Annotated in this window: 30 protein-coding genes and 1 pseudogene; 19 read left to right on the top strand and 12 right to left on the bottom strand. The window is 38.1% G+C overall.

Features of this window, described 5'->3' with window-relative positions; translation table 11 throughout:
• Nucleotides 1–222 precede the first annotated feature (222 nt).
• From NC818_06385 to NC818_06335, 11 genes and pseudogenes are all read right to left on the bottom strand, one after another.
• Nucleotides 223–309 (bottom strand): annotated as a pseudogene (locus tag NC818_06385) (prepilin-type N-terminal cleavage/methylation domain-containing protein).
• Nucleotides 310–509: 200 nt separating this feature from the next.
• Entirely contained in the window at nucleotides 510–1,727 is a 1,218-nt protein-coding gene (locus NC818_06380) for a type II secretion system F family protein (GenBank protein ID MCM8784378.1), read from the bottom strand.
• A complete protein-coding gene (gene gspE / locus NC818_06375; GenBank protein ID MCM8784377.1) occupies nucleotides 1,727–3,421 on the bottom strand; it encodes a type II secretion system ATPase GspE in 1,695 nt (564 codons plus the stop codon). Before gspE ends, NC818_06380 begins: the two co-directional genes overlap by 1 nt.
• Before the next feature lie 55 nt (nucleotides 3,422–3,476).
• Entirely contained in the window at nucleotides 3,477–4,538 is a 1,062-nt protein-coding gene (locus NC818_06370) for a FapA family protein (GenBank protein ID MCM8784376.1), read from the bottom strand.
• A gap of 147 nt (nucleotides 4,539–4,685) precedes the next feature.
• Nucleotides 4,686–5,033, bottom strand: coding sequence for a DUF86 domain-containing protein (locus NC818_06365; protein ID MCM8784375.1), 348 nt, complete (start codon nucleotides 5,031–5,033; stop codon nucleotides 4,686–4,688).
• The gene (locus NC818_06360) at nucleotides 5,026–5,328 is read right to left on the bottom strand and encodes a nucleotidyltransferase domain-containing protein (GenBank protein MCM8784374.1); all 303 of its coding nucleotides are present in this window, start codon (nucleotides 5,326–5,328) and stop codon (nucleotides 5,026–5,028) included. Before NC818_06360 ends, NC818_06365 begins: the two co-directional genes overlap by 8 nt.
• Before the next feature lie 66 nt (nucleotides 5,329–5,394).
• On the bottom strand, nucleotides 5,395–5,844 hold the full coding sequence (locus tag NC818_06355; protein MCM8784373.1) for a type II secretion system protein: 450 nt from the start codon (nucleotides 5,842–5,844) through the stop codon (nucleotides 5,395–5,397).
• Nucleotides 5,841–6,236, bottom strand: coding sequence for a type II secretion system GspH family protein (locus tag NC818_06350; GenBank protein ID MCM8784372.1), 396 nt, complete (start codon nucleotides 6,234–6,236; stop codon nucleotides 5,841–5,843). Before NC818_06350 ends, NC818_06355 begins: the two co-directional genes overlap by 4 nt.
• 259 nt (nucleotides 6,237–6,495) lie before the next feature.
• The gene (locus tag NC818_06345) at nucleotides 6,496–6,993 is read right to left on the bottom strand and encodes a prepilin-type N-terminal cleavage/methylation domain-containing protein (GenBank protein ID MCM8784371.1); all 498 of its coding nucleotides are present in this window, start codon (nucleotides 6,991–6,993) and stop codon (nucleotides 6,496–6,498) included.
• Nucleotides 6,994–7,268: 275 nt separating this feature from the next.
• Nucleotides 7,269–7,754: a general secretion pathway protein GspB gene (locus NC818_06340; protein ID MCM8784370.1), complete on the bottom strand. Its 486-nt coding sequence runs from the start codon at nucleotides 7,752–7,754 to the stop codon at nucleotides 7,269–7,271.
• Nucleotides 7,751–8,563, bottom strand: a complete 813-nt coding sequence (locus NC818_06335; protein ID MCM8784369.1) for an AAA family ATPase — start codon at nucleotides 8,561–8,563, stop codon at nucleotides 7,751–7,753. The genes NC818_06340 and NC818_06335 overlap by 4 nt, the downstream gene beginning before the upstream one ends.
• A 119-nt stretch (nucleotides 8,564–8,682) precedes the next feature.
• Between NC818_06335 and NC818_06330 the strand changes: the two genes are divergently transcribed.
• The 13 genes from NC818_06330 to NC818_06270 all read left to right on the top strand — a co-directional run bounded on the left by NC818_06330 (nucleotide 8,683) and on the right by NC818_06270 (nucleotide 17,137).
• On the top strand, nucleotides 8,683–8,985 hold the full coding sequence (locus NC818_06330; GenBank protein MCM8784368.1) for a hypothetical protein: 303 nt from the start codon (nucleotides 8,683–8,685) through the stop codon (nucleotides 8,983–8,985).
• Nucleotides 8,934–9,575, top strand: coding sequence for a nucleotidyl transferase AbiEii/AbiGii toxin family protein (locus NC818_06325; GenBank protein MCM8784367.1), 642 nt, complete (start codon nucleotides 8,934–8,936; stop codon nucleotides 9,573–9,575). Before NC818_06330 ends, NC818_06325 begins: the two co-directional genes overlap by 52 nt.
• A gap of 2 nt (nucleotides 9,576–9,577) precedes the next feature.
• On the top strand, nucleotides 9,578–10,153 hold the full coding sequence (locus NC818_06320) for a SurA N-terminal domain-containing protein (GenBank protein MCM8784366.1): 576 nt from the start codon (nucleotides 9,578–9,580) through the stop codon (nucleotides 10,151–10,153).
• A 113-nt stretch (nucleotides 10,154–10,266) separates the two neighbouring features.
• Entirely contained in the window at nucleotides 10,267–10,848 is a 582-nt protein-coding gene (locus NC818_06315; protein ID MCM8784365.1) for a cell wall metabolism sensor histidine kinase WalK, read from the top strand.
• Between the two features lie 107 nt (nucleotides 10,849–10,955).
• Nucleotides 10,956–11,528 (top strand): hypothetical protein, encoded by a 573-nt coding sequence (locus tag NC818_06310; protein ID MCM8784364.1) that lies wholly within the window; start codon nucleotides 10,956–10,958, stop codon nucleotides 11,526–11,528.
• Nucleotides 11,529–11,593: 65 nt separating this feature from the next.
• Complete coding sequence (locus tag NC818_06305) at nucleotides 11,594–12,010, top strand: secondary thiamine-phosphate synthase enzyme YjbQ (GenBank protein ID MCM8784363.1); 417 nt, start codon at nucleotides 11,594–11,596, stop codon at nucleotides 12,008–12,010.
• 69 nt (nucleotides 12,011–12,079) lie between these two features.
• Entirely contained in the window at nucleotides 12,080–13,468 is a 1,389-nt protein-coding gene (locus NC818_06300; GenBank protein MCM8784362.1) for a PIG-L family deacetylase, read from the top strand.
• Nucleotides 13,468–14,112 (top strand): GNAT family N-acetyltransferase, encoded by a 645-nt coding sequence (locus NC818_06295; protein ID MCM8784361.1) that lies wholly within the window; start codon nucleotides 13,468–13,470, stop codon nucleotides 14,110–14,112. The genes NC818_06300 and NC818_06295 overlap by 1 nt, the downstream gene beginning before the upstream one ends.
• Before the next feature lie 13 nt (nucleotides 14,113–14,125).
• Nucleotides 14,126–14,647 (top strand): nitroreductase family protein, encoded by a 522-nt coding sequence (locus NC818_06290; protein ID MCM8784360.1) that lies wholly within the window; start codon nucleotides 14,126–14,128, stop codon nucleotides 14,645–14,647.
• Nucleotides 14,622–15,404, top strand: coding sequence for an inositol monophosphatase (locus NC818_06285; protein MCM8784359.1), 783 nt, complete (start codon nucleotides 14,622–14,624; stop codon nucleotides 15,402–15,404). Before NC818_06290 ends, NC818_06285 begins: the two co-directional genes overlap by 26 nt.
• 94 nt (nucleotides 15,405–15,498) lie before the next feature.
• Entirely contained in the window at nucleotides 15,499–16,407 is a 909-nt protein-coding gene (locus tag NC818_06280; GenBank protein ID MCM8784358.1) for a bile acid:sodium symporter family protein, read from the top strand.
• A 91-nt stretch (nucleotides 16,408–16,498) separates the two neighbouring features.
• Nucleotides 16,499–16,786 carry a hypothetical protein gene (locus tag NC818_06275; protein ID MCM8784357.1) on the top strand — a complete coding sequence of 96 codons (288 nt, stop codon included), beginning with the start codon at nucleotides 16,499–16,501 and terminating at the stop codon, nucleotides 16,784–16,786.
• Entirely contained in the window at nucleotides 16,787–17,137 is a 351-nt protein-coding gene (locus NC818_06270) for an MTH938/NDUFAF3 family protein (GenBank protein MCM8784356.1), read from the top strand.
• A 33-nt stretch (nucleotides 17,138–17,170) separates the two neighbouring features.
• Here the strand turns inward: NC818_06270 and NC818_06265 are convergent, their stop codons facing one another.
• Complete coding sequence (locus NC818_06265; GenBank protein ID MCM8784355.1) at nucleotides 17,171–18,397, bottom strand: hypothetical protein; 1,227 nt, start codon at nucleotides 18,395–18,397, stop codon at nucleotides 17,171–17,173.
• A gap of 144 nt (nucleotides 18,398–18,541) precedes the next feature.
• On the opposite strand from NC818_06265, the gene dprA reads away from it, so the two are divergent.
• The 6 genes from dprA to NC818_06235 all read left to right on the top strand — a co-directional run bounded on the left by dprA (nucleotide 18,542) and on the right by NC818_06235 (nucleotide 25,700).
• Nucleotides 18,542–19,633 carry a DNA-processing protein DprA gene (dprA, locus tag NC818_06260; protein ID MCM8784354.1) on the top strand — a complete coding sequence of 364 codons (1,092 nt, stop codon included), beginning with the start codon at nucleotides 18,542–18,544 and terminating at the stop codon, nucleotides 19,631–19,633.
• Between the two features lie 46 nt (nucleotides 19,634–19,679).
• Nucleotides 19,680–21,695, top strand: coding sequence for a type I DNA topoisomerase (gene topA / locus NC818_06255; protein MCM8784353.1), 2,016 nt, complete (start codon nucleotides 19,680–19,682; stop codon nucleotides 21,693–21,695).
• A gap of 49 nt (nucleotides 21,696–21,744) precedes the next feature.
• A complete protein-coding gene (gene xerC, locus NC818_06250; protein MCM8784352.1) occupies nucleotides 21,745–22,611 on the top strand; it encodes a tyrosine recombinase XerC in 867 nt (288 codons plus the stop codon).
• 44 nt (nucleotides 22,612–22,655) lie between these two features.
• The gene (locus NC818_06245) at nucleotides 22,656–23,942 is read left to right on the top strand and encodes a 3-deoxy-D-manno-octulosonic acid transferase (protein ID MCM8784351.1); all 1,287 of its coding nucleotides are present in this window, start codon (nucleotides 22,656–22,658) and stop codon (nucleotides 23,940–23,942) included.
• A 40-nt stretch (nucleotides 23,943–23,982) separates the two neighbouring features.
• Nucleotides 23,983–24,807: a sulfide-dependent adenosine diphosphate thiazole synthase gene (locus NC818_06240; protein MCM8784350.1), complete on the top strand. Its 825-nt coding sequence runs from the start codon at nucleotides 23,983–23,985 to the stop codon at nucleotides 24,805–24,807.
• 152 nt (nucleotides 24,808–24,959) lie between these two features.
• Nucleotides 24,960–25,700: a hypothetical protein gene (locus NC818_06235; protein MCM8784349.1), complete on the top strand. Its 741-nt coding sequence runs from the start codon at nucleotides 24,960–24,962 to the stop codon at nucleotides 25,698–25,700.
• Nucleotides 25,701–26,575 lie beyond the last annotated feature (875 nt).

Here is a 26,575-nt window from a genome sequence, read left to right as displayed (position 1 = left end):
GTAGTCACAGGTAAACTGCTGATCCCCATAGTCGCAGACCGCACCATCAAGGGTTGTAGTTGTCCAAAGAGTAGCATCATAATCCTCAGTGATTACATCATCGATGCTCGCATCTGCCGGAGGAAAAGCTTTTTCCTTAGCAAGATAAATCTGGATTCCAGCACGGATAGCACCAATAGTTCCCTGACAGGATGATCTTTTTGCCTCTGTCTGCAGGTCTAAGTAACGGGGAATAGCAATCGCGGCCAAGATGCCAATGATGACAATAACGATCACCAACTCAATTAAGGTAAAACCACCTTTCTTCATCTCTTTTCACCTCCTTCCTTTTTTTGGAATCAGTAATTGGTAATTGTGAGATAATTTTAGCAAAAAATACCCGCTTATGTCAAATAAATTATTTACCAATTATAACTTACAGCTTACGGAACGCCGTAAGTTTCGTTAGGTCTGTTGGGTTCGTTATATTCGCTAGATTCGTTTTATTCGTTTTGCGCTTTGCGTTTTTTTCATTTCTTAAACAAATAAATCAAGTTCCACATGGGCATAAAGATTGCTAAGGACATAATCAGCACTGCTCCTCCTAAGACTAAAAGGAGGATAGGTTCAATTAAGGTCGTAAGGTTCTTGACTGTATAGTTTATTTGATAATCAAAATAATCTGAGACTTTAAGCAGGAGTTCATCTATCTTCCCCGTTTCTTCGCCAATGGCTACCATCTGGACGACCATCGGTGGGAAAATTTTCTCCTGACGCATCATGCCCTGCAAGGATTCACCGGTGTTTATACCGATTTTAATATTTTCAATGGAACGGGAGATGATGACATTTCCCGTAACTTGTTCTACGAGTTCTAAAGTTTTAATCACGGGAATTCCACTTTGGATAAGTCCACTGGTTGTGCGGCAGAAACGAGAAAGCGCCAGCTTCAGAAATAAAGGTCCAAAGATAGGAAGTTTTAGTTTCAAGCGGTCAAAAAATTCTTTTCCCTTGGGAGTCTGATTAAATTTTATCAAGGCAAAAATTAAGATTACCAGTCCTCCCAACAAAAATATTCCGTAGTTACTGGTAAGATGATTTATTACCAAAAGGATTCGGGTGGGGAGAGGGAGGCTGGTTTTAAACCGGGAAAACATTTTGGCAAAGCGGGGTAAAACAAAGGTAACCATTAAAATAAAGGTGCCGGTTAAGGCACAGATGACAATTATCGGATACATTACCGCCGAGCGGATACGCGTGCGCATCTCCTCATCATATTCTCCCATCGTGGCTAAACGGTTTAATGCCTCATCCAATTTTCCACTTGCCTCTCCGGATTTAATCAGGTTGCGGTAGAGATTGTTGAATACACGGGGAAATTTTTCCAAGGCGCCGGAAAAACTTTTACCCGAACGGATATCCTCGGTAAGGCTTTTAATGACCTTTTCCAGATAGGTTCCTTCCACCTGTTGGGCAAGGGATTCCAAGGAGTAAATGAGCGGAACGCCTGCATCTAAAAGGGTATAGAGTTGTCTGCTGAAAAGAACAAGCTCTGCAGGTTTTACTCTTTTGAGTTGGAGGTTCAGAAAAGCTTTGAAGTTCTTTCCTTCCTGGACCTGGGAAATACCCAAAATGGTAAACCCCATCTCCAGTAATTTCTCTGCTACCAGTTCCTGAGAGTTTACTTGGATAGTGCCTTCTACCAATTTTCCCAGTTTATTCCGCGCTCGATATTTGAAGGTAGGCATCATTCCTCCAGCTTTGTCAGTCGCAGCACTTCCTCTAAAGTCGTAATGCCCATTCGTGCTTTATTTAAACCATCGCCCATCAAGGTAGTCATCCCTTGGGAGACAGCAGTCTGTTTTATTACCGAAGCAGAGGCTTTGGAAACAATGAGTTTGCGAATTTCTTCATTAATGACCAGTACTTCAAAAATGCCTTTTCTTCCGGAATAACCAGTTTTTTTGCATTTTTCGCATCCTGCCCCGCGATAGAATTTTTCTCCTGATTTTGGTTCAAGATTCAAGTTCTTAAGTACTTCTTCGGGAGAGGTGTATTCAACCTTACAGTGGGGACAGATTATCCGCACCAGACGCTGGGCAATTACTCCAATTACCGAACTGGAAACCAAAAATGGTTCAATTCCCATATCAATGAGTCGGGTTAAAGCTCCTGCTGAATCGTTAGTGTGCAGAGTAGAGAAGACGAGGTGTCCGGTAAGCGCCGCTTGAATGGCAATATCTGCGGTTTCTAAATCACGGATTTCTCCAACCATCACCACATCCGGGTCCTGCCGCAGGATGCTTCTTAAGCCGGTGGCAAAAGTTAGCCCTGCTTTGGGATTGATTTGTGTCTGTCGTAAAAGAGGTATCTGGTACTCAATGGGGTCTTCAATGGTCATAATGTTTATTTCCGGAGAGTTTATCTCTGAGAGTGCCGCGTAGAGAGTAGTGGTTTTTCCACTTCCTGTGGGTCCGGTAACCAAAATTATGCCGTAAGGGGCATGAATGAGCGCGTTAAATTTTTCTAAGTCAAGAAGACCAAATCCTAGATCCACCAGTCTTAACAAGACGCTTGATTTGTCTAAAATGCGCATCACTAAATTCTCGCCATGCATCGTGGGAAAGGAGGAAAGCCGGATGTCTATCTCGCGATTGTCTAGATTTATGCGGAATCTGCCATCTTGGGGTTTGCGTTTTTCGGCAATGTCTAAACCTCCTAAAATTTTTATGCGGGAGATAATTAGTCCCGAGACTTGCTTTGGCAGTTTATAGGCTTCATGAAGAATGCCATCAATACGGTAGCGTACGCGAAGCATGTTCAATTCGGGCTCAATGTGGATATCACTTGCTTTACTTTTAATGGCTTCCTGGAGAAGGAGATTAGTCAGTTTGATTACCGGTGTTTCTTCAGCAATCTGGGCAAGTAACTCGGGGCTAGTGTCCTCGGAAACCCGACGCAATTCTTCAATATTTATGTCCTCAATGATTGTCCCTACATCGCCGCTTCCCCCGTAATATTGGTTGATGGCATTTTCTATTTCGGTTTTCCCCGCCATCACCACATCCACATATTTTAATTTTGTTTTTAATCTTATTTCATCCAAGGCAACAATATTTTGGGGGTTTGCCATGGCTAAGGTGAGAGTATCTTCTAACATAAAGAGGGGAATGAGCTTATGTTTGCGGGCAATTTCCTCAGGTACAAGTTTTATCACTTTCTGGTCAATAAGGTAATTGCTTAATTTTACATAGGGAAGAGAAAGAGACTCGGCAATTTTACTCGTTAAGGCGTCTTCGGTGATAAAACCCAGCCTTAGCAAAGTATCTTCTAAAGATAAGCCGAATTTCTGCGCTTCTTCTTTTGCTTGGGTTAATTGTTGGGGAGTGATTAAGCCGCTATCCAACATAATTTCTTCTATGGGTTTATTAAGGTTCTCCATCTTTTTATAATTTTATGAAAATAGGTATAATTTATGAAAATAGTTATAATTTGCACTAAGGGATACTTGCTATTTCTTTAAAATTAAACATCCGTGGTGTTCCGTAAAGATGATTTCGGACGCTACCGGGAATAGAATCCGCATTATAACCTATAACAGCATTTCCTGCGATGTCCAGTGCGCCGTTGGAAATAACCATCCCTGAAATTTCTACATTTCCTCCAATATCACTGTCTGCCTCCACTTCACCGGTAACATAAATAAGCCCATTAAATTTAAGACCCGCGCCTGTTCCTTTTAGATTGAGGTCACCATTGATAATGAGTACCGCAGGATTTCCTTCTCCACTCTCAGTGATAATGTTACCGCTTATGGTTACTTTGTGTTTGTTATTTCCGCTTACATAAGTATCAATATAAATAACCCCATTTAAGGATGGGAGGTTTGTTTTGAATTCGCCGGGGAAATAATTACCGGGGGAGCCTTTATTGCCATTTAAAGTATTTGCCTCCGCTTGCGCTCTAAACCAGGCAAGGTCTAAAGTAGGTAAAAAAGTATTACCTGTTTCCTTTTCCCCACTGATACGATTATGGGGATCATTTATGGTATTGGCAACCACATTTCCTGTGACATCAGCACTGTTAGATTTTACATCTACATTATTATTTGAATAGATGGCAGCATCAGGGAGACCACTTCTATCTACATAGACCTTAATTCTTCTTCTCGCTTGTTGATACTCTCCTGTAGATTCAATGATTACGCAGTTATTGGAGTCAGTGTCAGGGTTATTGTCTCCATCATCATCGTCGTATACAGATAAACTAAAGGTGCCTCCTGCAAGGCTCCCATTGGGAAAATTTGAAGAGGTTTTCCAATTATCCCAATTATCTTGCAATTTCCTTAAAGCTACCTCTACTCCTGCTTCGGCAATGTAAAATGCCTTCTCGGAATAAAGATAGTCTACTGACTTTCGCGTCCCTGTAGAGAGCATAGAAAGCCCTACAAAACCCACTAAGGTAAGAAAGACGATGGTAACAATTACTGCCAAGAGAGAAATCCCCTGTTTCTTTTTCTTAGCATCCTTTGTGTTTCTTTTAAATTTTCGTAATTTCATTTGCCCACTCCTTATTTCGTTACCGATTCTCGTTTAGTTTGTTAATTTCGTTATTTTCGTTTTGTTCGTTAGGTTCGTTTTATTCGTTAATCTCGTTTTGTTCGTTATATTCGTTGTATTCGTTACTGGCGTAATTTATCTTTATTATTATTTCAATTCTCCCAACATTTCTTTTGCCGTGGCTAAGAGAGTAGGTAAATCATCTTTTATAATCTTCCAAACTATTTCCACATCCACGCCAAAATATTCATGACTCAATAAGTTGCGAAAATCTTTTATATCTTGCCACGCTACGCGGGGATATTTTGCTTTTCTCGGTTGGGAAATTTTCCCCACTGCCTCACCAATAATCTCAAATTCTCTAATTACCGCAGAGTAAGTTTTCCTATCTTTGATAAATTTACCAAGGGATAAACCTTTAACAAACTCAAGAATTGCATTGCCGGAATCAAGAATATCTTGTAAATAGAGTTCCTCGCGCCTCTTTTCAGACATAAATTATCTTGTCTTCTATTTCTTCCTTTATTGCCGGCTTCAAGGCATCTGCCAAACCCAAATCTATCTCCGTTTGTAGCTGGTTTTCTAAAAATCTTTTAAAGTTGAGAAAATTATGTATATTTTTCTTATCTTTCTCCATTTCAATGATAATATCTATGTCGCTTCCTTTAACCCGGCTGTCAGTGATTAAACTTCCAAAAATTCCTATATCCCTCACCCCAAATTCTTTTTTAAAAAACCGCTTATTTTTTTTAAGATAAGTAATTATATCATCCTTAGAAGCTTTAACCATTTTTTATGTCAGTTATGTTCGTTGTGTTCGTTTAGTTCGTTGTGTTCGTTTGATTCGTTTAACTTCTCACTTTCTCAGTTTCGCTCCGCTCTGCAAGGATAGACTATAGGCGCCTTTACTTCTTTGTAAACTTATAGTTACCATTCTTATATTACTACTTGAGGGATAATATTGTAAAGAGAAATTTGTTACTCCATCTAATAATGGACTTCCGTTGCGGTAAAGAACATTGCCGAAAAGAGCGTAGTTAAAAGTATTATTTTGGTAATCTTTAAAAACAATGGTATTTCCCAAAGCAGAAGTTACCGTATTGGCAGTGCGCAATTCCCGCACCAGACGCGTTAAAACATAAGGAGTTTGCAGAGCAAGCTCCTCCTTGTCCATCACGAAATACCAGGACTCCACACCTCTTCTTATTACTTCCGCTAAGAAAAGAGCAAGTATGCCCACCAAGGCAATCACAATCACTAACTCCAGCAGAGTAAAGCCCGATTTTTTATTTAAGTTACCCCTCATCTTTTGGTGATTATGGTGACTAAAGTTGAGTCTATTTGGGGAATAATGGAATTACTTACGGTTACTGCCACACGTTTATAATTATCGGTTGGTTGGCAGGTTTGGGGATTATCATAATTAGAACTAGTAACGCAACCCACACTTACCGAAAAACTATAATTTCCAAACGGACTACTAAATGTTCCCAAGCTATCTCCTACATTATCAAAATTAAGCAATTTTATTTCTTCCATTTTTCCTTCTGCTAAACCGGTGCTGGTTAAAATTATTTCATTGACTACAGCATTGTGCACCGCTTGGGAAGCGACCATTAAAAGGGGAGGCAGAGCAATTCCGGCGACGATGATAAAAACAACCAATTCCAGTAAAGTAACACCACGATTCATCTGCATACGTTCGTAATCGGTAAATCAGTAATTGGTAAAACGTTTAGTTCGTTAATTTCGTTAAATTTGTTGGGTTCGTTATTTTCGTTTTGTGCTTTGCGCTTTGTACTTTACGCTTCTTATTACGGATTACCGATTACGGTTTACGGATCCCGTTTAGTTTGTTTTGTTCGTTAATTTAGTTAAATTCGTTTAGTTCGTTTAGTTGTAATTACGAATTACGATTTACGGATTACGAATCCCTAAATTATCACGGATTACTGATTTACCAGCTTACTTTTCCCGTTCCCGCAATCACGGTTAAGGTTTTTGTTCGCCCTCTATATTCTAAAGTAATTGTAGCATCACTGGTAAGAGCGGTTTTTGAATTATCATAAGGTATTCCTTGCCAGTCAAAAATAATTTCTGTTCCTCCGCCGATATTTACTGTTTGGAGATTAATCCCCTGCAATTCTCCAAAATCATATTCTACCACAAAATCTTCTCCTGTAGAAGGGTTTTTTATGGTGGTTTGAGTGTTATTTGTTTCAATGCGAAAAAGATAATATTCTTCAGCGTTAGAGTCAAAAGAGATTCCGTGGTAGAGTTGGGTGGTAATTGCCAATTGTTGGGCATAAGCAATATCCGCGGCAAGTTTACTTGCTGCTGAAGAAAGTTTTGTCTCCTCAAAACCAGAATATTTCACCGCAAAAGTAATACCTAAAATACCCACTAAAACAATTACCAAAACAATCTCCATGAGCGTAAAACCACTATTTTTCATAATGTTTGTTATATTCGTTTAGTTCGTTGTGTTCGTTAGTTTCGTTAATTTCGTTATGTTCGTTGAATTCGTTCTATTCGTTATTTTCGTTTAGTTCGTTCTATTCGTTTTGCTCGTTTTCCGTTTTGCGCTTTGCGCTTTGTACTTTACGCTTCTTATTACGGGTTACCGATTACGGTTTACGGATCCCTGTTTGGTTCGTTGTGTTCGTTAATTTCGTTAAATTCGTTATATTCGTTATCTTAGTTTTGCGCTTTAAACTTTACACTTCTTGATTACGGTAGTTTCAGGGTAATCGTCTCTTCTCCGTAGCGTAATTTTACCTGTTTCGGACCGATTTCCATTACCGTAGCTTCTTCTACGCTTTCTCCTTCTCTCACCAGTTCTCCGTTGATGATCGCCAGAGCATCTTTTTTGTCAAAGAGAATACCTGAAAGAACAAAACTTATTCTTTCTTCCTGTTTGGGGGCTTCAGCAAGAGGTGTCGTTACTTCAGTTGGCGGGACCTTGGAAACTATTTTAATATGGTTTCTACTTTGAGGCATAATCTTTTTTGCCCATTTTTCTATCTTTATATTTTTGTATTTTGCCTGGCTGAGTAATGCAATTCCCAATAAAAATAGGAGCAAAATCCATAAATTTATTTTCTTTCCCTTTGGTGTTTTATGGTGATGAGTGTTCTTTAAGGGAAGAGACAAAGGCGAACCCGGTTTCTTCTTTTCTTTCTCTGCCTTTATTAAGGCATCGCTGATGATGCTCATACGATAATACCCTCCAATTCTTGTTCTGCTCGGCCAATCACTTCTTCGGTTATCTCGTGGGTTTCCAAAGTATAGGCGCAGAGCAGGGCTTTCTCACACAAAGCATTAATTAAGCGCGGGACTCCCTGGCTATAAAAGTATATTTTTTCTAAAGCAAGAGAAGTAAAGTTTGCCGAATCCTCACAGCCTGCTACCCTCATCCGATGTTTTATGTAAGAAAGTACTTCATCGCGTTCTAAGGGCTGGATATGGTAACGAACAACTATTCTTTGGCGCAGTTGTTTCAGTTGGGGAACATTTAGTTTTTCTTTTAACTCCGGTTGCCCCACGAGGATAATTTGTAAGAGTTTTTCTTTAGCGGTTTCTAAATTGGAGAGAAGCCTCAAGTGCTCCAGTTGGCTGGGTTTAATGTTTTGGGCTTCGTCAATGATTAGGATACAGTTGTGTCCACGGGCAAGTTCCTCCAGCAGAAATTGATTAAGTGCTTTAAGCATACTTAAACGGCTGCGTTTGGTTAGAGGTATGCCAAAATCTTCTATGATATTTTCCAGAAGTTGATTCTCTGAGAGCGTGGGATTAAGGATGAGTGCGCTTCGGGTAGAGGAGTTTAGACTGTTTAAGAGCGCGCGACAAAGCGTGGTTTTTCCCGTCCCGATTTCCCCGGTTATCTGAATGAAACCTTTGCGCGATTCTATGCCGTAGCGCAAGTGATTTAAGGCTTCGGTATGGCGTCGGCTTAAAAATAGATAACTTGGGTCAGGGGTGATGCAAAAAGGATTCTCTTTCCACTTAAAGAATTCTTCGTACATATTTTGTAAGTTTTTGTAAAACATATTCTACAATATTGATTGTGCTTGATTCAAGAGAAATATTATTGCAAGATTTAGCTGGATAAGGCATAATAAAAGTGATAGAATAAAAGTTAACTATGGGAGAATTACCTAAATTCTTAAAGAAGTATTTCTGGGATACGGATTTTGAGCAGATAGATTTTAAAAATCACCGTGTATATGTCTTAAAACGAATTCTGGAATATGGAGATGAGGAAGCAGTGCGATGGATGTTTAAAGAGTTTAGGAAAGACGAGATAAAAAATACTTTGTGCAAATTCCGTGGATACTCGCCAAAAACTGCTAACTTTTGGGCTTTAATTCTGGGAATTGAAAAAGAAAGGATAAAATGTTTGCAGAGGTCCTTCCGGGGAATACAAAAGCAATTCTGGCCTTATTAGGGAAAAACCAGATTATTCAGAAAGCATATCTGGCAGGAGGAACTGCCTTGGCACTGCAATTGGGACATCGTATTTCTTATGACTTAGACTTCTTTACTCAAGAAGCATTTGATGAAAATCTGCTTTTGCCGGAGGTGGAGGAAATAAGTGGTTTTCATCTCGAGAGAATTTCCTGGAGGACAATAATAGGTAATTTTAAGGGTGTAAAATTCAGTATATTTTACTATAAATATCCTTTGTTTTATCCGTTTAAAAAATTTGGAATGATAAATGTTGCGGATATTTCTGATGTGGCAGTCATGAAAATAACGGCTATCGCTTGCCGGGGAACCAAACGCGATTTTATTGACCTTTATTTCATTTGTAAAGAAGGGATATCTCTGAAAGAAACTCTCTTGTTATATAACCGTAAGTACAAAACTCTGACTGCCAACCTGGTGCATATCCAAAAAAGTTTAGTTTATTTTGAGGATGCTGAAGAAGAAGAGATGCCCAAAATGCTAAAAAAAGTTGATTGGGAAAATGTAAAAGAATTTTTTGAGAGGGAAGTAAAGAAATTGGCAAAAAATAATTTCGAAAACAGGAGGTAGCGATGAGAAAAAATGTTGTGATATTTATGGTTATTTTTGTATTTTTGTTTCTCGGTTGCGCCAAAAAGAGTAAGGGAAGAGCTGCTTTAAAAATTAACAATTTTCAGATGACCGCAAAGGAATTTGAGGAGGAATTTAAGGAGGCAGGGGCAGGACTTTTAGGACCAAGGAATCAGAAGGAAACTTTTTTGGAGAATTTAGTTAATCGGAAGTTGATTCTACAGGAAGCAGAACGCCTGGGTTTAAATCAGGATAAAGGATTTCTTAAATCCATTGAGCGCTTCTATGAACAGACACTACTTAAAGCGGTTTTAGATAAGAAGAGCAATGAATTTGCTTCCCGTATACAGGTGAGTGAACAAGAGGTTGAGGCATACTATAAGGAGTTAAAAGAAAAGGGTTTGATTGAGAAGCCCCTTTCTGAGGTTTATAAAGAGATAAGATGGCAGGTTATAAGGAATAATCAGGAGCGGGCATTTAATAGTTGGGTGGAGAGTTTGAAGACAAAGGCAAAAATTGAGATAGATAAAAAAGCACTGGGGATAGAAGAGAGTTCAAAATCCAAGATGCAAAATTAAAGATGACAACAAAAAAATGTAAATATAGTAATTAAGATTATTTAGTTAGTGGCAATTTTTCTCTTTGAGATGCAATTTTAAATTTTATTTTTTAAGAAGGGAGGATGATTACTATGGAGAAGAGGATGATTCGGAGAAGGGTTTATTTTATTGAGAAGAAGTTTCAGTTGCGGTTTATTATTAAATTTTGTATTCTGGTTATTCTCGGTTCTCTGTTTATCGGGGGACTACTTTATGTATTTACCAGGGGGTCAACAACCGTGACCTTTGAAAATCTAAGGGCAACTGTTAAAACTACCGCCGATTTTCTTTTCCCCATTCTAATTCAGACGATTTTGGTCACGACAATACTCGTGGGTATTGCTACGATAATTTTGACCCTTTTTGTCTCCCATAAAATTGCAGGGCCTCTTTATCGTTTTAAGAATGAATTAAGTTCTGTGGGAAAAGGGGATTTAAGTCGCAACTTTCAGATTCGTAAAAATGACCAACTGCAGGATTTGGCTTTGAGCATGAATGAGATGATTAATAGGTTAAGAGAAAATTTTATGGAGTTGAAGAAACGCTACGCTATACTCAAAGAATCTTGGGATAAAGCGATAAAACCAACTATTTCCCACGATTCTCGGACAGTTGCAGAAATGGAGAAAACCATTGAGGAAATTAAGGAGAAATTAGAATATTTTAAAGTTTAGTACGCTAAAATTATCCCGAATTAAAGGATCCGAATAAATACAAATAAAAACACAAATTCACACCCATAAGAGAAACTAATAGGGGATATAAATTAACCCGCAAACTTATGCCTGTAAGAGATAGGCACCTAACGAGAGTTGTTTTTCATTCTATTTTATTTTTTATATTTCTTAACATTTCTGCTTATGCCGAGGAGAAAAGGATTGAGGGGAATTACTTTAATATCTATTATTACTACGGATTAAATCCTCTGGAGATAGCGCAAAGGCTAGATTTTTCTTCTCCGCACCTACAAATCGGCACCAATTACCTAAAGAATGGCTCCAATAATCCCGAAGCAATTCTTGCTAAGACCTTGGATGCATTATTTCTTGAAGTTTCTGATATTCTGGATATTCATCTTTATAGTTTCAAAGGTAGCTTGAGAATCCTGCGCGATTTCAAAACACTGGATTCAGAATTCTATAAACTTTACCGTATGAATCTTAAAGCCCCCTCTTTTTATATCTACGAAACAAATACCATCTATATCTCTTTGGATAATCTCAGAGTGGGTATTTTGGGACATGAAATAGCCCACGCAATTATGAATAACTATTTTGTGGTTCCACCACCAATGAAACTACAGGAAGTGCTCTCCGGATATGTAGAATATACTCTGCAAAAGAAATCCAGGTAAAATAAAATACCCACTTTTAACCTTTTGACAAACACAGACTTTTATGTCTTTGGAGGTGAGGCACAATGAAAGTGCATACCGAGTACCTTCTTTTTAATACGAAGGAGCGGTTTGAGTTAGTCAATATTACACCTAAAGTGGAATTGGCGGTTAAAAAGAGCGGTATAAAGGAGGGTTTGTGTCTTGTCAATGCGATGCACATCACTGCCAGCATCTTTATTAACGATGATGAAGAGGGGCTTCATGAGGATTTTAAAACTTGGTTAGAAAAACTTGCTCCTTACGGTAAGGATAAATATCAACACAATTTAAGCGGTGAGAATAACGGCGACAGCCATCTGAAACGGGCAATTATGGGAAGAGAAGTGGTAGTGGCTATAACGGGGGGAAAACTTGATTTTGGTCCTTGGGAGCAAATTTTTTATGGAGAATTTGACGGACAAAGACCAAAAAAAGTTTTGATTAAGATAATTGGGGGATAGAATAATGTAGATTACACAGTTTTTTAAACACAGATTACACAGATTCTAAGACACAGATTTAGGATAGCGATGAACACAAGTGTAAAGTCCAGATTAAACCAAACAATTCTATTACTTTCTATCCTCTATTTCTTTTTTTCTTCCGTTTCTACTTATGCACAAGAATTCAAAGCAATTGAATTTTCTCAAAAAGACCGCGTTCTTATCCTCGCTCCCCATCCTGATGATGAGGTTATCGGAACAGGAGGAGTAATTCAGAAGGCAATTAAATCCTTAGCAGAAGTTAAGGTGGCAGTTTTTACCAACGGCGACCATAACGAGTTGGCTTTCATTGTCTATGAAAAAAGACTTGTTTTTAGAAAGAAAGAATTTCTTCATTTGGGGGAACTAAGAAGGAAGGAAACAATTCAGGCAATGGAATTTTTGGGCTTAAAAAATAAGGATGTTATTTTTTTGGGTTATCCGGATAGAGGAACGATGGAAATTTTGACCAAATATTGGGGGGAAGTTTCTCCTTACAAAAATTTACTTACCCGTATTCCCAAAGTAATGTGTGGAGAATGTTTTTCTCCCGGCGCTCCTTATCTTGGTGAAAGCATCTTGAAAGATTTAAAGAATGTGATTTTAGATTTTAAACCTACCAAAATTTTTGTTTCTCATCCGATAGATACTAACCCCGACCATCGAGCTCTCTATCTTTTTTTACAAATTGCTCTTTGGGAACTAAACGGTCAGATAGAAAAACCCGAAATTTTTTCCTATCTTATCCATATTTGGGGCTGGCCTAAGCCAAGGGGCTATAAGCCTGAGCTGGAGATTGCACCACCCAAGAAATTAAAAGATAGTGATATCGATTGGTATAACATAGAGCTTTCTGAAGAGGAAATCAAGAAGAAATACGAAGCGATATTGCTCTACAAAAGCCAGGTAAAACCCTATCCCATTTATCTCCCCACTTTTGCCCGGAGAAACGAACTTTTTGTTAAACACTCATCTATTAAATTAAAGAGGGAAGATAGTCTATTATGGCACGGGTTTAAATTTCCGGGGGAGGAAGAGTACGTTGAAGGAGAGAATCCTCCGGAAAAAATTATCTCTGCTCTTGCTTGCGGTTCAGATAAAGAAAATTTCTTTGTTAAGCTTAATTTGAGAAGAAGAATAGATAAAGATTTTGGGATTTCTGTGTTTCTTATTGGTTATAAAACAAATGAAGACTTTTCTCAGATGCCGAAGTTAAAATTGATAATAGATATGAGTGGGGTCCGTGTAAAAGATAAAAAACACACCCTTTTTATTAAAGATGTTAATTTAAAATATGAGAATAAAAAAAGAACTATGGTGATTAAGGTACCTTATTCGGTCTTGGGAGACCCGGATTATATTCTTGCCTCCGCCAGTTCCCGTGTCCGCCTTTTACCATTTGATGAAACTGCTTGGAGAATTATAGAACTAGAGTGATGAAAGATATAGTAATTCGTGCCTATAGAAACGAAGACCGTAATTATGTAAGAAAAATTGCTTGGGAGACTGCTTTTATAGGAGAACCTGCAGACATTTTCTTTACGGATAAAGAAATTGTTGCCGATGTTCTGACTTGCTACTTTACTGATTACGAACCCGAAACCTGTTTTGTCGCGGAAAGAAAGGGTAAGGTTTTGGGTTATATATTTGGCTCTAAAGATGTGGCGAGGTTTAATCGGATGTTTTTACTTAAGATTTTTCCTAAAATATTGTTAAGATTTTTTTGTAGGTTCAGTTTTTTAAAGAAGAAAAATTTTCTCTTTATCTTTAGATTTATAAGGAGTATATTAAAGGGGGAATTTTTAATACCTTCTTTTATAAAGGAATATCCGGCCAATCTTCATATTAATATAGAAAAGGAGTTTCGTAATCTGGGGATAGGAAGGGTCTTACTGAATAGCTATTTGAAGCACATTCAAAATAATAGAATTTCAGGAGTCCATTTGGCAACTCTCTCGGAGAAAGCGAAAAAATTTTTTGAAAGGGAGGGTTTTAAACTCTTGCATGAAGGCAAAAGGTCTTATTTCAGGCATATTTTAGGTAAAGACGTTTCGTTCTATATTTATGGAAAGAGGTTTTAAAGAGGAGGATGAGATGGAATTAATGGAGGCAGTAAATAAAAGAAGGAGCGTAAGAAATTATCGGGATAGACCGGTTGAAGAGGAAAAATTAAAGAGAGTTTTGGAAGCGGGGAGGCTGGCACCTTCGGCAAAGAACCTTCAAGAATGGCGTTTTATTATCGTCCGAGATAAAAACAAGCGTTTGGAACTTATGTCTGCTGCCAAAGGACAGAAATTTGTAAGTGAAGCACCAATAGTAATTGTTGCCTGTGCAGTAAACACCGATTATAAGATGACCTGCGGACAGTATGCTTATCCGATAGATGTGGCAATTGCTCTTACGCATATAAGTTTAAAAGCGGTGGAAGAAGGTTTGGGGACATGTTTTATCGGTGCTTTTTATGAAGATAAGGTAAAAGAAATTTTATCTATACCCAGTGAGGTGCGCGTAGTAGAATTAATGACTTTAGGTTATCCTAAAGAAATTAACCCGACAATCAATAGAAAAGAGATGGAGGAGATAGTTTGCTATGAAAAATGGAATTTCTCAATTTAAAGAACTGGCGATAATTTCCGCAAGAAAAGCAGGAGAAATATTGAAAGAAAATTTTGGGAAGGTTAAAAACATTAAATCCAAAGGAAAAACGCAGTTGGTGAGCAATGTAGATTTAGAAGCGGAAAAGGTTATCATTGAGAATATAAAGGAGCATTTTCCTGAACATTCCATTCTTTCCGAAGAGAATCCACAATTAAATAATTCAGAATACAAATGGATTATTGACCCCTTGGATGGGACGCATAATTTTGTGAAAAATATTCCCATCTTCGGCACCTCTATTGCTTTGGAGTATAAAAACGAGGTGGTTTTGGGAGTAATTTATTTTCCTTTGGATGGGCGGTTATACTGGGCAGAGAAAGGGAAAGGGGCGTATTTAAACGGGAAGCGATTAAAGGTCTCCGACAGAAAATTATCCTCCGCCACTTGCGTTTATGATAGTTCTATCAGGTATAGCCCGGAAGAGATGTCCGTAGTCTTAAAAAATCTCTCTACAAAAGTTTTTAATATCCGGATGTTTGGTTCTACTGCAGAACATTTAGCACTGCTGGCGGAAGGGAGAATTGATTTAGATATTGAGTTCAATGACCAGCCCTGGGATTTTGCAGGAGGAGCTTTAATAGTAAAGGAGGCGGGAGGAGAATTTACCGACTTTAAGGGTAATCCTTGGCATTTGAAAATGCCCAATTATCTTGCTTCAAATGGAATTGTCCATCAAGAAGTTCTTGAAATAATACAGGGCTCGCTAAGGAAATAAGTTTTTTTGGTTTTATTGGTTTGTACATTTAGGTTGCTACGAACAAAACGAGTCCAACGCACTAAACAAACCAGACAACTACAAAAAGTAGATAATGTATCTATTAGACCTCTACACTAAGCTTTTTGGTTTTTGGGTGATTTTATTCGCCGGGCTTGCCTATTTCTTTCCTCAATTTTTTATTCCTCTAAGACCGGGGATGGATTGGTTTTTTGCTTTGACGATGTTTGGGATGGGAGTTGTGCTTGAGCCTAAAGATTTTAAGAATACTTTAAATTCACCCAAGATTCTTCTCTTGGGAACGGTTGCTCAATATAGCATAATGCCTCTTCTGGGATTTAGTTTAGCAAAGTTATTTAATTTACCCCCAGAGCTCGCTTTGGGGATAATCTTAACCGGCTCTGCTCCCGGGGCAATGTCTTCTAATGTGATTTCTTATCTGGCAAAGGCAGATGTTGCCTATTCTGTTTGCTTGACCACCGTTTCTACTCTGCTTTCTCCTCTTGCCACGCCAGGGCTTACTTATCTTTTGGCAAGGTTCATTTTAAAAATTAATTTCTGGAGAATGTTTTTAAATATTTTTTTGATGGTGGTATTGCCACTTTTTGTTGGTTTTGGGATAAAAAGTATTTTAAAGGGGAAAATTAAGTCGTTTATTAAAATCTTTCCGGCGATTTCTGTTACCTTTATCGTCTTTATTTGTTCTTTAGTGGTTGCGCTTAATCAAAGGTATTTAATGCTCCTTACCGCTTTAATAGTGCTTGTGGTTTTGTTACATAATCTTTTGGGGTACTTCTTAGGTTATGGGGTGGGGAAATTTTTTAGATTGAATATTTCACGACGAAGGACTTTAAGCATTGAAATCGGAATGCAAAATGCGGGACTGGGAGTAGTGCTTGCTTTGAAGCACTTTGGAGAAAAAAGTGCGCTTCCCGCGGGAGTATTTGTGATTTTGTCTGTTTTTACGGCTTCTTTGCTTGCTTCCTACTGGCATAAAAATTAATTTTTTCTTGCTAACAAAATGATGAGAATATAAAATTGGAGCGGCGCAATCTGTGTTTACAGAAAGAGGGGAGAATGGAAAGGGGGTAGAAATGGAAAAGGAAAAAAGTTTTGAAGAGTGTAAGGAGAAGCTTCTTCAGTCAATTGGAGAGTTTATGGAGGCGGTCAATCGGTTTCAAAAGGCATTGAACGATGCCCATTGGTATTTGGGTGAGGAGAAATCAAAAAATGCGGAGTTGCAACAAAAAATAGTTACCCTTGAAGAGCGAGTTAAAGAGTTAGAGCGAGAATGCGACTGCCTTCGTAAAGCACGCGATGAGGCAAACTGGTATTTGGGAGAAGAGCGAGCAAGAAGAGAAGGATTAGAGAAAAGAACTTAGGTGTATCCACCAAAGATAGAGAAATATAACTTTGGTGAAATTGTTATTGATGGTATTTTTTATGCCAAGGATGTAATTATCTATCCTCAGAAAATCAATCCGTCTTGGTGGCGAAAAGAAGGACACAGTCTGTTTATTGAGGATATAGAAGAAGTTTTAAAAGAAGAACCAGAGGTTTTGATTATCGGAACAGGTGCAGTGGGTTTAATGCAAGTTTCCGAAAAGGTCAAGGAGAAAATAAAAGCGCTAAACATAGAGTTATTAATCCTGCCTACAAATAAAGCCTGCCAGGAATATAATAAGCTTTCGGAAAAGAAAAAAACGATTGCCTGTTTACACTTAACCTGCTAAAGTTTTAACGGAAGTCTTTCTTCGCCTGAAGCACTAGGGAGAAGAAGGGCATTCTATACCCACTTGGTTTAAATATTGTTCAAAGGTTTCTACCCAATGGGTTAGGTGATTTAGTGCTTTGTATAAATCTTCTTTGAGAGAGAGAATTTCTTCTATATCCTTTATTCCGGTGGTAAGGGCGACATTGATAATTTCACTTACCGCTTTTCCTCCCAGCGTGATATTCAGGGGAAGAATTTTTTTATTAAGTATCTTTTCTTCAATGAATTTTATGCGTAAGTCTGCCTCAAGAATGCGTTTCATTAATTTTGGGTACCAGTATATTTGAGCATCTAACTTTTGAGACAGCTCAATGAGGCGATATTCTTCTTCTTCAGTAAGCGTTTCTTTCTCTTGGAGAGATAACATTTCTTCAAATTCGCTATCAGTCAATTCAACTTTTTGTAGAACTTCTTTTATTAGATATGTACTTCTCACAATACTTTTGATATAAACATCCCCGACCCAGAGGGGAAGGTTGTCTGTTTTGAGCTCTGTTCCGCTAATGTTTGCTGCTGAACTTAAAAGAGAGGAGATAACTGCGAGTGTTCTAAAATTTTGGGGATTTTTGTAATCTAATCCTGCTTGGACAAGATTTTTATCTCCGATGATGAAAATACTTAAAAGCGGAGGTGCGCGGGGATTATTTCCGAAAAGAAACCTTTGGTCTTCGGGTTTTAGTTCTCGATTAATTTTTTTAAATACAGCTGAATCCCTAATAATTATTATAAGGTCAAAGTCGTTGGGAGCATATATTTCTTCATCTGTATCCTGTGCTTTAAATCCCCAGAGAAAACTTCCTTCTAAACTGATACTTAATATTTTTTGTGCCACATCCTCAAAAGTTTCTCTTTGCAAATCTCCGGTAATTGCTCCCCGCAGGGTTTTATGTATAAATTGTGCAAGTTTATAAGGAAACTCTTCTAAGTCAAGAGAGAGCAATCGCTGTATAACTAATTCTTTTGCGGAGTCATTCAGTACCTGCCAGTAACAATTGTGGGCCTGAAGTGACTTGATTATTTCTCCTATTTGATAGGCCTCTAAACCCGGTCTTTTAGAAGAGACTTCTATAATCCAAGGTTGATATCCGCTTTTTGTTCTGCGTAATGAAGTAGAAGCTTTATCAAGAGAGGTTAAAAGGGTATTGAGGTCAGAAGTAGATGAAAATAGATAGGTTATGGAAGAAATTAATAGAAAAATAATAAAATACTTCCTCTTCATTTTTTATCCCTCTTATTAAAATATAACATATCCTTCGTATCTTTCAAGAGGGTGGGTTATTCTTTCATTTGACATCCTTTAAACTCCTTTGCTATACTTACTAAAAATAATAATTTTCGGCGGTCAAAAGGAGGGTTATTTTTTATGGAAGAAAAAGAAGCTTTAATGATTCTTAACTCTGTAGAAAGCATAGGTTTTCTAAAATTGAAACGCCTAAAAGAGACGGTGGGTAGTTTTAACAGAGTCTTTGCTCAAAGTGAAGAAGAATTGTGTAAAATTGAGGGTATAACTAAGAATTTAGCGATAAAGATTAAGAAGGCATTTAAAGAATTTGATTTACAGCGGGAATTAGCATTGGTTAAGGAAAAAAACATTACTCTTGTGAGTTTAGATGATGATGATTACCCCGAGAATCTAAAAGAAATTTATGACCCACCTTATCTTTTATATGTAAAGGGCGCTTTGAAGAATATAGACAAAAATGCGTTAGCCATTGTAGGGTCCCGCCTTGCTTCCTACTACGGTCTCTCTTTAGCGGAAAGATTTTCTTTTCTTCTTGCCTCAAGAGGGATAACCATTGTTTCAGGGTTAGCCCGCGGTATAGATACCCAGGCGCACAAAGGAGCTTTGAGGGCCAAAGGAAGAACTTTGGCGGTTTTGGGAAGCGGTTTGGTTAATATCTATCCCCAAGAGAATAAAAAAATCGCAGAGGAGATAGAAAATTCCGGTGCAATAATTTCAGAATTTCCTCTAAAACACCCACCCTTAAAACAGAATTTTCCCCGTAGAAACCGTATAATCAGTGGTTTGTCAAAAGGGGTAATTGTGGTGGAAGCAGGAGAAAGTAGTGGTGCTTTAATTACTGCAGATTTTGCTCTTGATGAGGGCAGAGAAGTATTTGCGGTTCCTGGAAAAGTAGATTCACCCACCTCCCGCGGGACGCACAGTCTTATAAAGCAAGGAGCAAAACTGGTTTCTTCGGTTGAAGATATCTTGGAAGAATTAAAACTTGACATCTTAGATTTAAAAGAAGAAAATAGTAAACCTGCCAAAATTCTTCCACTTGAAGAAAAAGAGGAAAAAATTTATCATCTATTGGACAACGAACCAAAATATATAGATGAAGTCAAAGAGGAAGCAGCATTAGAATTAACTGAACTGGCAAATATTTTAGTAAAGTTGGAGTTAAAAGGATTGATTAAACAGCTTCCGGGTAAAATGTTTGTGAAAAAGTAATAGGAATAATTTAGGGTAGAATTATTCTGCCACGGGAGAGGAAGTGATGGCAAAAGGACTGGTCATTGTTGAGTCACCCGCTAAAGCAAAGACACTGAATAAAATTTTAGGCGACGGCTACACGGTAGAATCTTCAATGGGGCATGTAATGGATTTGCGCGGTTCTTCTATGTCGGTGGAGATTGAGAATAATTTTAAGCCTCATTACAGCATCCTGCCGGGAAGAAAAAAGGTAATAAATAAGCTTAAAAAGACGGTAAAGGATGAGCCTTGCCTATATTTAGCAACCGACCCTGACCGTGAAGGAGAAGCAATCAGCTGGCATCTTTCTAATCTTTTAGGAAAAAATAAAACTATGCATCGAGTTGTCTTTCACGAAATTACTCCCGAGGCAGTAAGAGAGGCTTTTAAACATCCCACTACCATCAATATGAATCTCGTTAATGCCCAGCAGGCAAGAAGAATCCTTGACCGAATTGTGGGATATTCTTTGAGTCCTCTACTCTGGAAGAAAGTAGGGAGAGGTTTGAGTGCGGGAAGGGTGCAGTCAGTGGCAGTAAAATTAATTGTAGAAAGAGAAAAGGAGATTAAAAATTTTATTCCTCAGGAATACTGGGAAATTGAGGCGGAATTGAAAAAAAGAAAAATAGAACACCTCACCCCGCTGGTAGAGGGGAAAAGCACCCCTCCTCCAGAAGAATCATTTAAGGCGAAGTTAGAGAAGATTGGGGAAAACAAAGCAGAGATAAAGAATAGAGAAACCGCTGAGGATTTAGTAGAGAAGATAAAAAGAGAGAAATTTTTAGTAAAGAATATCGAGCTAAAACAGAAAAGGAAAAATCCCCAGCCTCCATTTACCACCAGTAAACTTCAACAAGAAGCATTCAATAAACTACATTTTTCTGCAGAGAAAACCATGCGCATTGCTCAACAATTATATGAAGGTATAGACCTTGGGAAAGAAGAAACTGTGGGTTTAATTACTTATATGCGCACGGACTCAGTGAGGGTTGCGGATTCTGCCTTAGAAGAATTACGGCGGTTTATTCAGGAGAGATTTGGAAAAGATTATCTACCGGATGTTTCCTATCAATACAGGTCTAAAAAATCTGCCCAAGAGGCACATGAGGCAATCCGCCCGACCTCGGTTTTGCGTGAGCCGGATAAAATAAAAGGATATCTTACTTCTGAACAGTTTAAACTCTACGAACTTATCTGGAGGAAGTTTGTGGCTTCACAGATGAACCCTGCAGTATTTGAGGTGATGAGCGTGGATATTCAAGCAGGAGAATATCTGTTTTCTGCCAGTGGCTCAAAGTTGCTTTTCCCGGGGTACTTAATTATTTATAAAGAGGATAACAACAATGAAAATATTCTTCCCATCTTAGAAGAGGGTGAGGAATTGTTACTTATGAATTTACTTCCTTCTCAACATTTTACTAAACCTCCACCACGCTATTCTGACGCAACTTTAGTAAAGGCTCTGGAAGAGGAGGGCATTGGTCGTCCATCAACATACGCTCCGATTATTCAAACCATAATTGCCCGCGATTATGTTCGTCGAGATAAAGGATATTTTTTCCCTACAGAGATGGGGATGATTGTTACCGAACTGCTTGAGGAATCGTTTCCTGACATCCTTAATCTGCGGTTTACCGCAGAAATGGAGGAAAAACTTGATGAGGTGGAAGAGGGTAGTGTGGACTGGGTAAAACTTTTGCATGAATTTTATGAACCTTTTAAGAGAAAACTTAACATTGCTCAGGTCTCTATGCGTAATGTAAGAAAAGAAACCATTGCTACTGACCAAGTGTGTGCAGAGTGCGGAAGGCCAATGGTGATTAAATGGGGCAGAAAGGGGAAATTTTTAAGTTGTTCTGGATATCCTGAATGCAAAAACGCAAAGACAATAACTACCGGCGTAAAATGTCCTCAAGAAGGATGTAACGGAGAATTGGTAGAGCGCAAATCGCGCAAAGGGTTTTTTTATGGATGTTCTAATTATCCCAATTGTAAGTTCACGGCACGCAAATTACCCGTGGTACAAAACACTAACTCCTAAAAGGCATTTTTGTTATAAAATAGGATTTTGAGGTTAAGTTTATAGAGCGATGGAACGTTATATAGATAAATTTCTAAATTATCTAAAAATTGAGAAAAATTATTCGGAGCACACTTTGATAAATTACACAATAGATTTGAAATATTTTTCTTCTTTTGTTGGAGAAAAACCCATTGAAGAGATAAATCACTTGGATATAAGAAGATTTTTAGCAGAGTTAAAAACAAAGAATTTCTCCAAAAAAACGGTTGCCCGGAGAGTGTCGTGTCTGAGAAGTTTCTTTAAGTTTTTGGTGAGGGAGGGATACATTAAAAATAACCCTGCCTTAGGAATGCGTGCTCCCAAGTTGGATAAGAAGCTACCTCTTTTTCTTACTGTGGATGAGGTAGCAAAATTAATAGAATCTGCCGAAAATGACCTTTCAGGTCTGCGCGACAGGGCGATTATGGAAACAATTTATAGCACAGGTATGCGGATTTCGGAATTGGTAGGTTTGGATGTCGAGGATATTGATTTTATTGGAGGAGCAGTTAAGGTGAGAGGAAAAGGTAAAAAAGAGAGATTTGTTCCCATTGGGGATAGAGCTTTGAGAGCAATAAAGACTTACTTAGAATCGCGTTTTCCTGTTTTTAAAGAACACAAAGCAGTATTTTTGAACAACCGCGGAAGAAGGATTACTGTGCGGGGGGTGCGCTTGATTCTGGATAAATATGTCAGGAGAACCGCACTGCGGGAGAAAATTTCCCCCCATGCTTTAAGACATTCTTTTGCCACGCATCTTTTAGAACGCGGAGCAGACTTAAGAGCAGTTCAAGAACTCTTAGGTCATGCCAATCTATCCACTACGCAGATTTATACCCATGTTACTGCTGAGCGCCTTAAGGCAGTTTATGAAAAGGCACATCCCCGAGCTTAAGTCATTTATTTGATGGTAAAGTTTCTCAAACCATAGGGTTTAAGATGTATATTTTTTATGATATAGTTTTTGCCTTTCTTTCTTTTTTTTATCTTACCTACTTAATCTACAAGAGAAAGTATCATCGGGATTTTCTTCAACGTTTGGGGATTTTCCCTAAAAATTTTTTCCAAAAAATAAAAGGGAAAAAAGTTGTTTGGATTCACGCGGTAAGCGTTGGAGAAGTGAATGCAAGCAGGTTTCTCTGGAAACTTTTGCGGGAGAGTTATGCGGATTATAAAATTGTTTTCTCCACGGTTACTAAAACGGGAAACGTTTTAGCCAGAAAATTTGCTTTGCCCGACGAGATAGTAATCTATGCGCCCCTTGATTTCAGCTTTATAGTGAGAAAAACTTTTCGAGCCATTAAACCTTCACTCTTGGTTGTTTTAGAGACAGAACTCTGGCCCAATTTTATTTTTCAAAGTTATATGCTCAAAATCCCGATGGTATTAGTTAATGCAAGGATTTCCGACAAAGCTTTTAGACGGTATAGATTGGTGAAGTTTCTCTTGAAACCGATTTTAAGAAGAATTAGTTTGGTTTTAGCGCAATCCCAGAAGGATAAAAAGAGATTTATTGATTTAGGGGTAAATCAAGAAAAAGTTTCCGTTACGGGAAATATGAAATTTGACGACACAGATTATGCGGATTCAAAAAAAGATTATACTGATTTAAGACGGAAATTAGGCATAGGAACAAAAGAAAAGCTTCTGGTGGCGGGAAGTACGCATAAAGGAGAAGAAAAAATTATTTTAGCGGTTTATAAGGAACTGCTCCTGGATTATCCTGATTTGCGATTAGTCCTTGCTCCCCGCCATCCAGAAAGAAGCACGGAAATAGAAAAATTGGTTATTAAAAAGAGGTTTTCCTCCATAAGATTATCTTCTTTAAATTATCAGTTGCCAGTTACCAATTACCAATTAACGGTTTTTATTCTTGATACCGTTGGTCAGTTGCGAAATTACTATATGATAGCAGACATTGTTTTTGTGGGAGGAAGTTTAACTAAGAAAGGAGGGCACAATATTATTGAACCTGCGGTTTTCTCTAAAGCGGTTATTTCCGGAAAATACTTTTTCAACTTTTTAGATATTTTTAAAGTTTTTCAGGAAAAAAATGCTGTTCTTGTTTGCGAAAATAAAAAGGAATTTAAAGACTGCATTATTAATTTGCTTGATGCACCGGCTGAAAGAGAAAGAATAGGTTTACTTGCTAAAGAAGTGGTTTTAAAAGCGCGGGGGGCAACTGCAAGGAACTTAGAGGCGCTATCCAAATACCTTGACAGGTAGTGATTTTCTGTGTTAATATACTAAAAAATGGAGGTAGATGATGGTCAAGTTTGAGAAAATTTCCGAAGAAAAAATTACACAGGCAATTGTTAGAGATTTTTCTGAAGAGTTTATTAAAAATACGCGGGTAGATGTGCTTATTGCCGGTGGTGGCCCTTCAGGACTTATGGCAGGTAAAAAGTTAGCCGAAGCAGGCGCAAAGGTTTTAATTATAGAGGCAAATAATTATCTCGGCGGAGGCTTCTGGAGCGGAGGATATTTAATGAATACTTTGACCGTCCGTGCCCCGGCGGAGAAACTCCTTGAGGAATTGGGTATTCCCTATAAAGAGGTAGAAAAAGGGCTCTTTACTACTCTTGCTCCCCATGCCTGTGCGAAATTGATTGCTTCTGCCTGTGATGCAGGATTAAGAATCCTTAATATGACGAAAGTGGACGATGTGGTTGTAAAGCAGGGAAATCGGGTGGCAGGTTTGGTAATAAATTGGTCGCCTGTTTCTACTCTGCCCCGGCAGATAAATTGTATTGACCCGGTAGCGTTAGAGTCTAAAGTGGTGATTGATGCCACCGGTCACGACGCGATAATATGCGAAGCTTTAAATAAACGGGGATTGTTGAAAATTAAAGGTATGGGTCCAATGTGGGTAGAGGCATCGGAGGATTTGATTATAGAAAAAACCGGAGAGGTTCATCCGGGTTTGATTGTTTGTGGGATGTCGGTAGCAACGGTTTTTGGTCTTCCGCGTATGGGCCCTACATTTGGAGCAATGCTTTATTCAGGAATTAAAGCTGCTGAAGAGGTTAAAAAATTGTTGTTTTTGGAAGAGATAAAGTCCAACACTATCGGACATAACTATAAAATATAACTTGCCTTCTTTGCTCTGTTTCCGTTACAGAGCATCTCTATAAAAGCGTGCCTCTCGCCTTTTCTGGTAAATGTCCCACCTCTGCCAAATAGGCGGGAGGCATCTGTGATGATAGTATATAATCCTACAATACACAAAGAAAGGAGGAGTCCATGAAGAAATTTTTTATGGCAGTAATTATTTTCTTATTAGTGGCGTTTGCTTTAGTAGTTATTTTGAAAGACACGATTGTTAAAGTGGGTGTTGAAAAAGGAGTAAAAATAGTAACCGGATTACGTTTACAGTTATCCAGTGTTAATTTAGAGTTGTTGAACACGCTAATTGATATAAAGGGACTTTTGCTTTATAATCCTATAGATTTTGAAGATAAAATAATGGTTGATATTCCCCATATCTATGTAAAGTATAATCTTTCCCAACTTCTAAAACGCAAAGTCCATCTTTACGAAGCAAGATTTAACCTTAAAGAATTTGTAGTTGTGAAGAACAAGGATGGTAAAGTCAATCTCGATGCCCTTAAGGTTGTTCAGGTACAAAAAGAAGGTAAAGGATCCCAAGAAAAGGCAAAGACCCCGCAAATCCAGATTGATAAACTTCAGCTTAAGATAGGCAAGGTTATCTATAAAGATTATTCCAAAGGACCAACTCCTGTCGTAAAAGAATTTAATATTAACCTTGATGAAACATATTCTGACATAAAAGACCCCAATGCACTGGCCACGCTTATCCTCGTGAAGGCGATGATGAATACTACCATTTCCGGGCTGGTTAATTTTGACCTTAGGGGCTTATCCACTACTCTGGGAGACACTCTTTCTAAAACAGAGTCCCTAATTTCCGATACTACCGAGAAGATAAAGGATAAAATAAAACTTCCCTTTGGAGGAAAGTAAGGCAAAAGTTTTTTTGTTTGCCCTTCTCATACCTTCTCCACCTCGTAGGTGGTCTTTTTCGCCTGCCATAAATCGTTTATTTAACGGCACTTATCTCAGCCGACTTTGGACACCTACGAGGTGGGGGAGGTTGGTTTGAGGTTCTAGGTTCTTTATACATTATTTTGGGCTTGACTGAAGGTTTAGAAAGGTATATTATTTATTCCTCAGCCACGAAGAGGTGGGTGGTGAGGCTGTACAGTGGTAAATAAGTTACGTTTGGCAGATAACAAGATAAAATAGAGGGTTGAAGATGAAAAAAAGAAGGAGTGGGTCAGCCCATCAGTTAAAGAAATAAAGATAAGTAAACAAGGAATAAAGTTGCAATGGGTAACGTGTCTGAAATGGAGTATGAATGAATGTAATTCTGTTTATGGGTGGCAAATTCGTTCATAAGTAAATTTGTAACATTAGATGGCCTAAGATTTATAATCCTCTTGTAAGTCGTCTCCCATTATTTTGTTAAACTCCTATTTATTTTTAACCTAATTTAAGTTTTTCTACCGGTTTGTTAAATTAACTTTTTCCTTGCCGATTTTTTTGCTTTATAGTAATATAAAATGCTACAAATATTTCCGGGCCCATAGCTCAGATGGTTAGAGCAGCTGACTCATAAACGATTTGAGATATTTTTCATAAGTAATTGATTTTGTTTGTAAATACAAACTCCATAAATAAGTTGCGGAGATTTTTTGTTTTAACCTATTTTAATAAATTTTAACCAATTTTAATGGTGTATAGACACTTTTTGGACACCAGCTACCCACCTTCCAGTCCACATTAATTTGGGCTTGACAATTTTCTTTAAAGTCCATAAAATATGAACTAATCGTTCA

It is taken from the genome of Candidatus Omnitrophota bacterium, from assembly GCA_023819145.1.
Taxonomy (GTDB): Bacteria; Omnitrophota; Gorgyraeia; order DTHP01; family DTHP01; genus JBFWKV01.
This window is presented reverse-complemented; position numbering and strand designations above follow the sequence as displayed.

What these genes read in the sequence shown, in the direction of transcription:
- dprA (MCM8784354.1), top strand. Translation starts at nt 18,542, where the DNA reads ATGGAAGAAAAAGAAGCTTTAATGATTCTTAACTCTGTAGAAAGCATA.
- NC818_06235 (MCM8784349.1), top strand. Translation starts at nt 24,960, where the DNA reads ATGAAGAAATTTTTTATGGCAGTAATTATTTTCTTATTAGTGGCGTTT.
- NC818_06240 (MCM8784350.1), top strand. Translation starts at nt 23,983, where the DNA reads ATGGTCAAGTTTGAGAAAATTTCCGAAGAAAAAATTACACAGGCAATT.
- NC818_06290 (MCM8784360.1), top strand. Translation starts at nt 14,126, where the DNA reads ATGGAATTAATGGAGGCAGTAAATAAAAGAAGGAGCGTAAGAAATTAT.
- NC818_06355 (MCM8784373.1), bottom strand. Translation starts at nt 5,844, where the DNA reads ATGAGGGGTAACTTAAATAAAAAATCGGGCTTTACTCTGCTGGAGTTA.
- NC818_06280 (MCM8784358.1), top strand. Translation starts at nt 15,499, where the DNA reads ATGTATCTATTAGACCTCTACACTAAGCTTTTTGGTTTTTGGGTGATT.
- NC818_06315 (MCM8784365.1), top strand. Translation starts at nt 10,267, where the DNA reads ATGGAGAAGAGGATGATTCGGAGAAGGGTTTATTTTATTGAGAAGAAG.
- NC818_06245 (MCM8784351.1), top strand. Translation starts at nt 22,656, where the DNA reads ATGTATATTTTTTATGATATAGTTTTTGCCTTTCTTTCTTTTTTTTAT.
- NC818_06295 (MCM8784361.1), top strand. Translation starts at nt 13,468, where the DNA reads ATGAAAGATATAGTAATTCGTGCCTATAGAAACGAAGACCGTAATTAT.
- NC818_06340 (MCM8784370.1), bottom strand. Translation starts at nt 7,754, where the DNA reads ATGAGCATCATCAGCGATGCCTTAATAAAGGCAGAGAAAGAAAAGAAG.
- NC818_06325 (MCM8784367.1), top strand. Translation starts at nt 8,934, where the DNA reads ATGTTTGCAGAGGTCCTTCCGGGGAATACAAAAGCAATTCTGGCCTTA.
- xerC (MCM8784352.1), top strand. Translation starts at nt 21,745, where the DNA reads ATGGAACGTTATATAGATAAATTTCTAAATTATCTAAAAATTGAGAAA.
- NC818_06380 (MCM8784378.1), bottom strand. Translation starts at nt 1,727, where the DNA reads ATGCCTACCTTCAAATATCGAGCGCGGAATAAACTGGGAAAATTGGTA.
- NC818_06345 (MCM8784371.1), bottom strand. Translation starts at nt 6,993, where the DNA reads ATGAAAAATAGTGGTTTTACGCTCATGGAGATTGTTTTGGTAATTGTT.
- NC818_06350 (MCM8784372.1), bottom strand. Translation starts at nt 6,236, where the DNA reads ATGCAGATGAATCGTGGTGTTACTTTACTGGAATTGGTTGTTTTTATC.
- NC818_06265 (MCM8784355.1), bottom strand. Translation starts at nt 18,397, where the DNA reads ATGAAGAGGAAGTATTTTATTATTTTTCTATTAATTTCTTCCATAACC.
- NC818_06330 (MCM8784368.1), top strand. Translation starts at nt 8,683, where the DNA reads ATGGGAGAATTACCTAAATTCTTAAAGAAGTATTTCTGGGATACGGAT.
- NC818_06370 (MCM8784376.1), bottom strand. Translation starts at nt 4,538, where the DNA reads ATGAAATTACGAAAATTTAAAAGAAACACAAAGGATGCTAAGAAAAAG.
- NC818_06300 (MCM8784362.1), top strand. Translation starts at nt 12,080, where the DNA reads ATGAACACAAGTGTAAAGTCCAGATTAAACCAAACAATTCTATTACTT.
- NC818_06320 (MCM8784366.1), top strand. Translation starts at nt 9,578, where the DNA reads ATGAGAAAAAATGTTGTGATATTTATGGTTATTTTTGTATTTTTGTTT.
- NC818_06275 (MCM8784357.1), top strand. Translation starts at nt 16,499, where the DNA reads ATGGAAAAGGAAAAAAGTTTTGAAGAGTGTAAGGAGAAGCTTCTTCAG.
- NC818_06310 (MCM8784364.1), top strand. Translation starts at nt 10,956, where the DNA reads ATGCCTGTAAGAGATAGGCACCTAACGAGAGTTGTTTTTCATTCTATT.
- gspE (MCM8784377.1), bottom strand. Translation starts at nt 3,421, where the DNA reads ATGGAGAACCTTAATAAACCCATAGAAGAAATTATGTTGGATAGCGGC.
- NC818_06285 (MCM8784359.1), top strand. Translation starts at nt 14,622, where the DNA reads ATGAAAAATGGAATTTCTCAATTTAAAGAACTGGCGATAATTTCCGCA.
- NC818_06365 (MCM8784375.1), bottom strand. Translation starts at nt 5,033, where the DNA reads ATGTCTGAAAAGAGGCGCGAGGAACTCTATTTACAAGATATTCTTGAT.
- NC818_06360 (MCM8784374.1), bottom strand. Translation starts at nt 5,328, where the DNA reads ATGGTTAAAGCTTCTAAGGATGATATAATTACTTATCTTAAAAAAAAT.
- topA (MCM8784353.1), top strand. Translation starts at nt 19,680, where the DNA reads ATGGCAAAAGGACTGGTCATTGTTGAGTCACCCGCTAAAGCAAAGACA.
- NC818_06305 (MCM8784363.1), top strand. Translation starts at nt 11,594, where the DNA reads ATGAAAGTGCATACCGAGTACCTTCTTTTTAATACGAAGGAGCGGTTT.
- NC818_06335 (MCM8784369.1), bottom strand. Translation starts at nt 8,563, where the DNA reads ATGTACGAAGAATTCTTTAAGTGGAAAGAGAATCCTTTTTGCATCACC.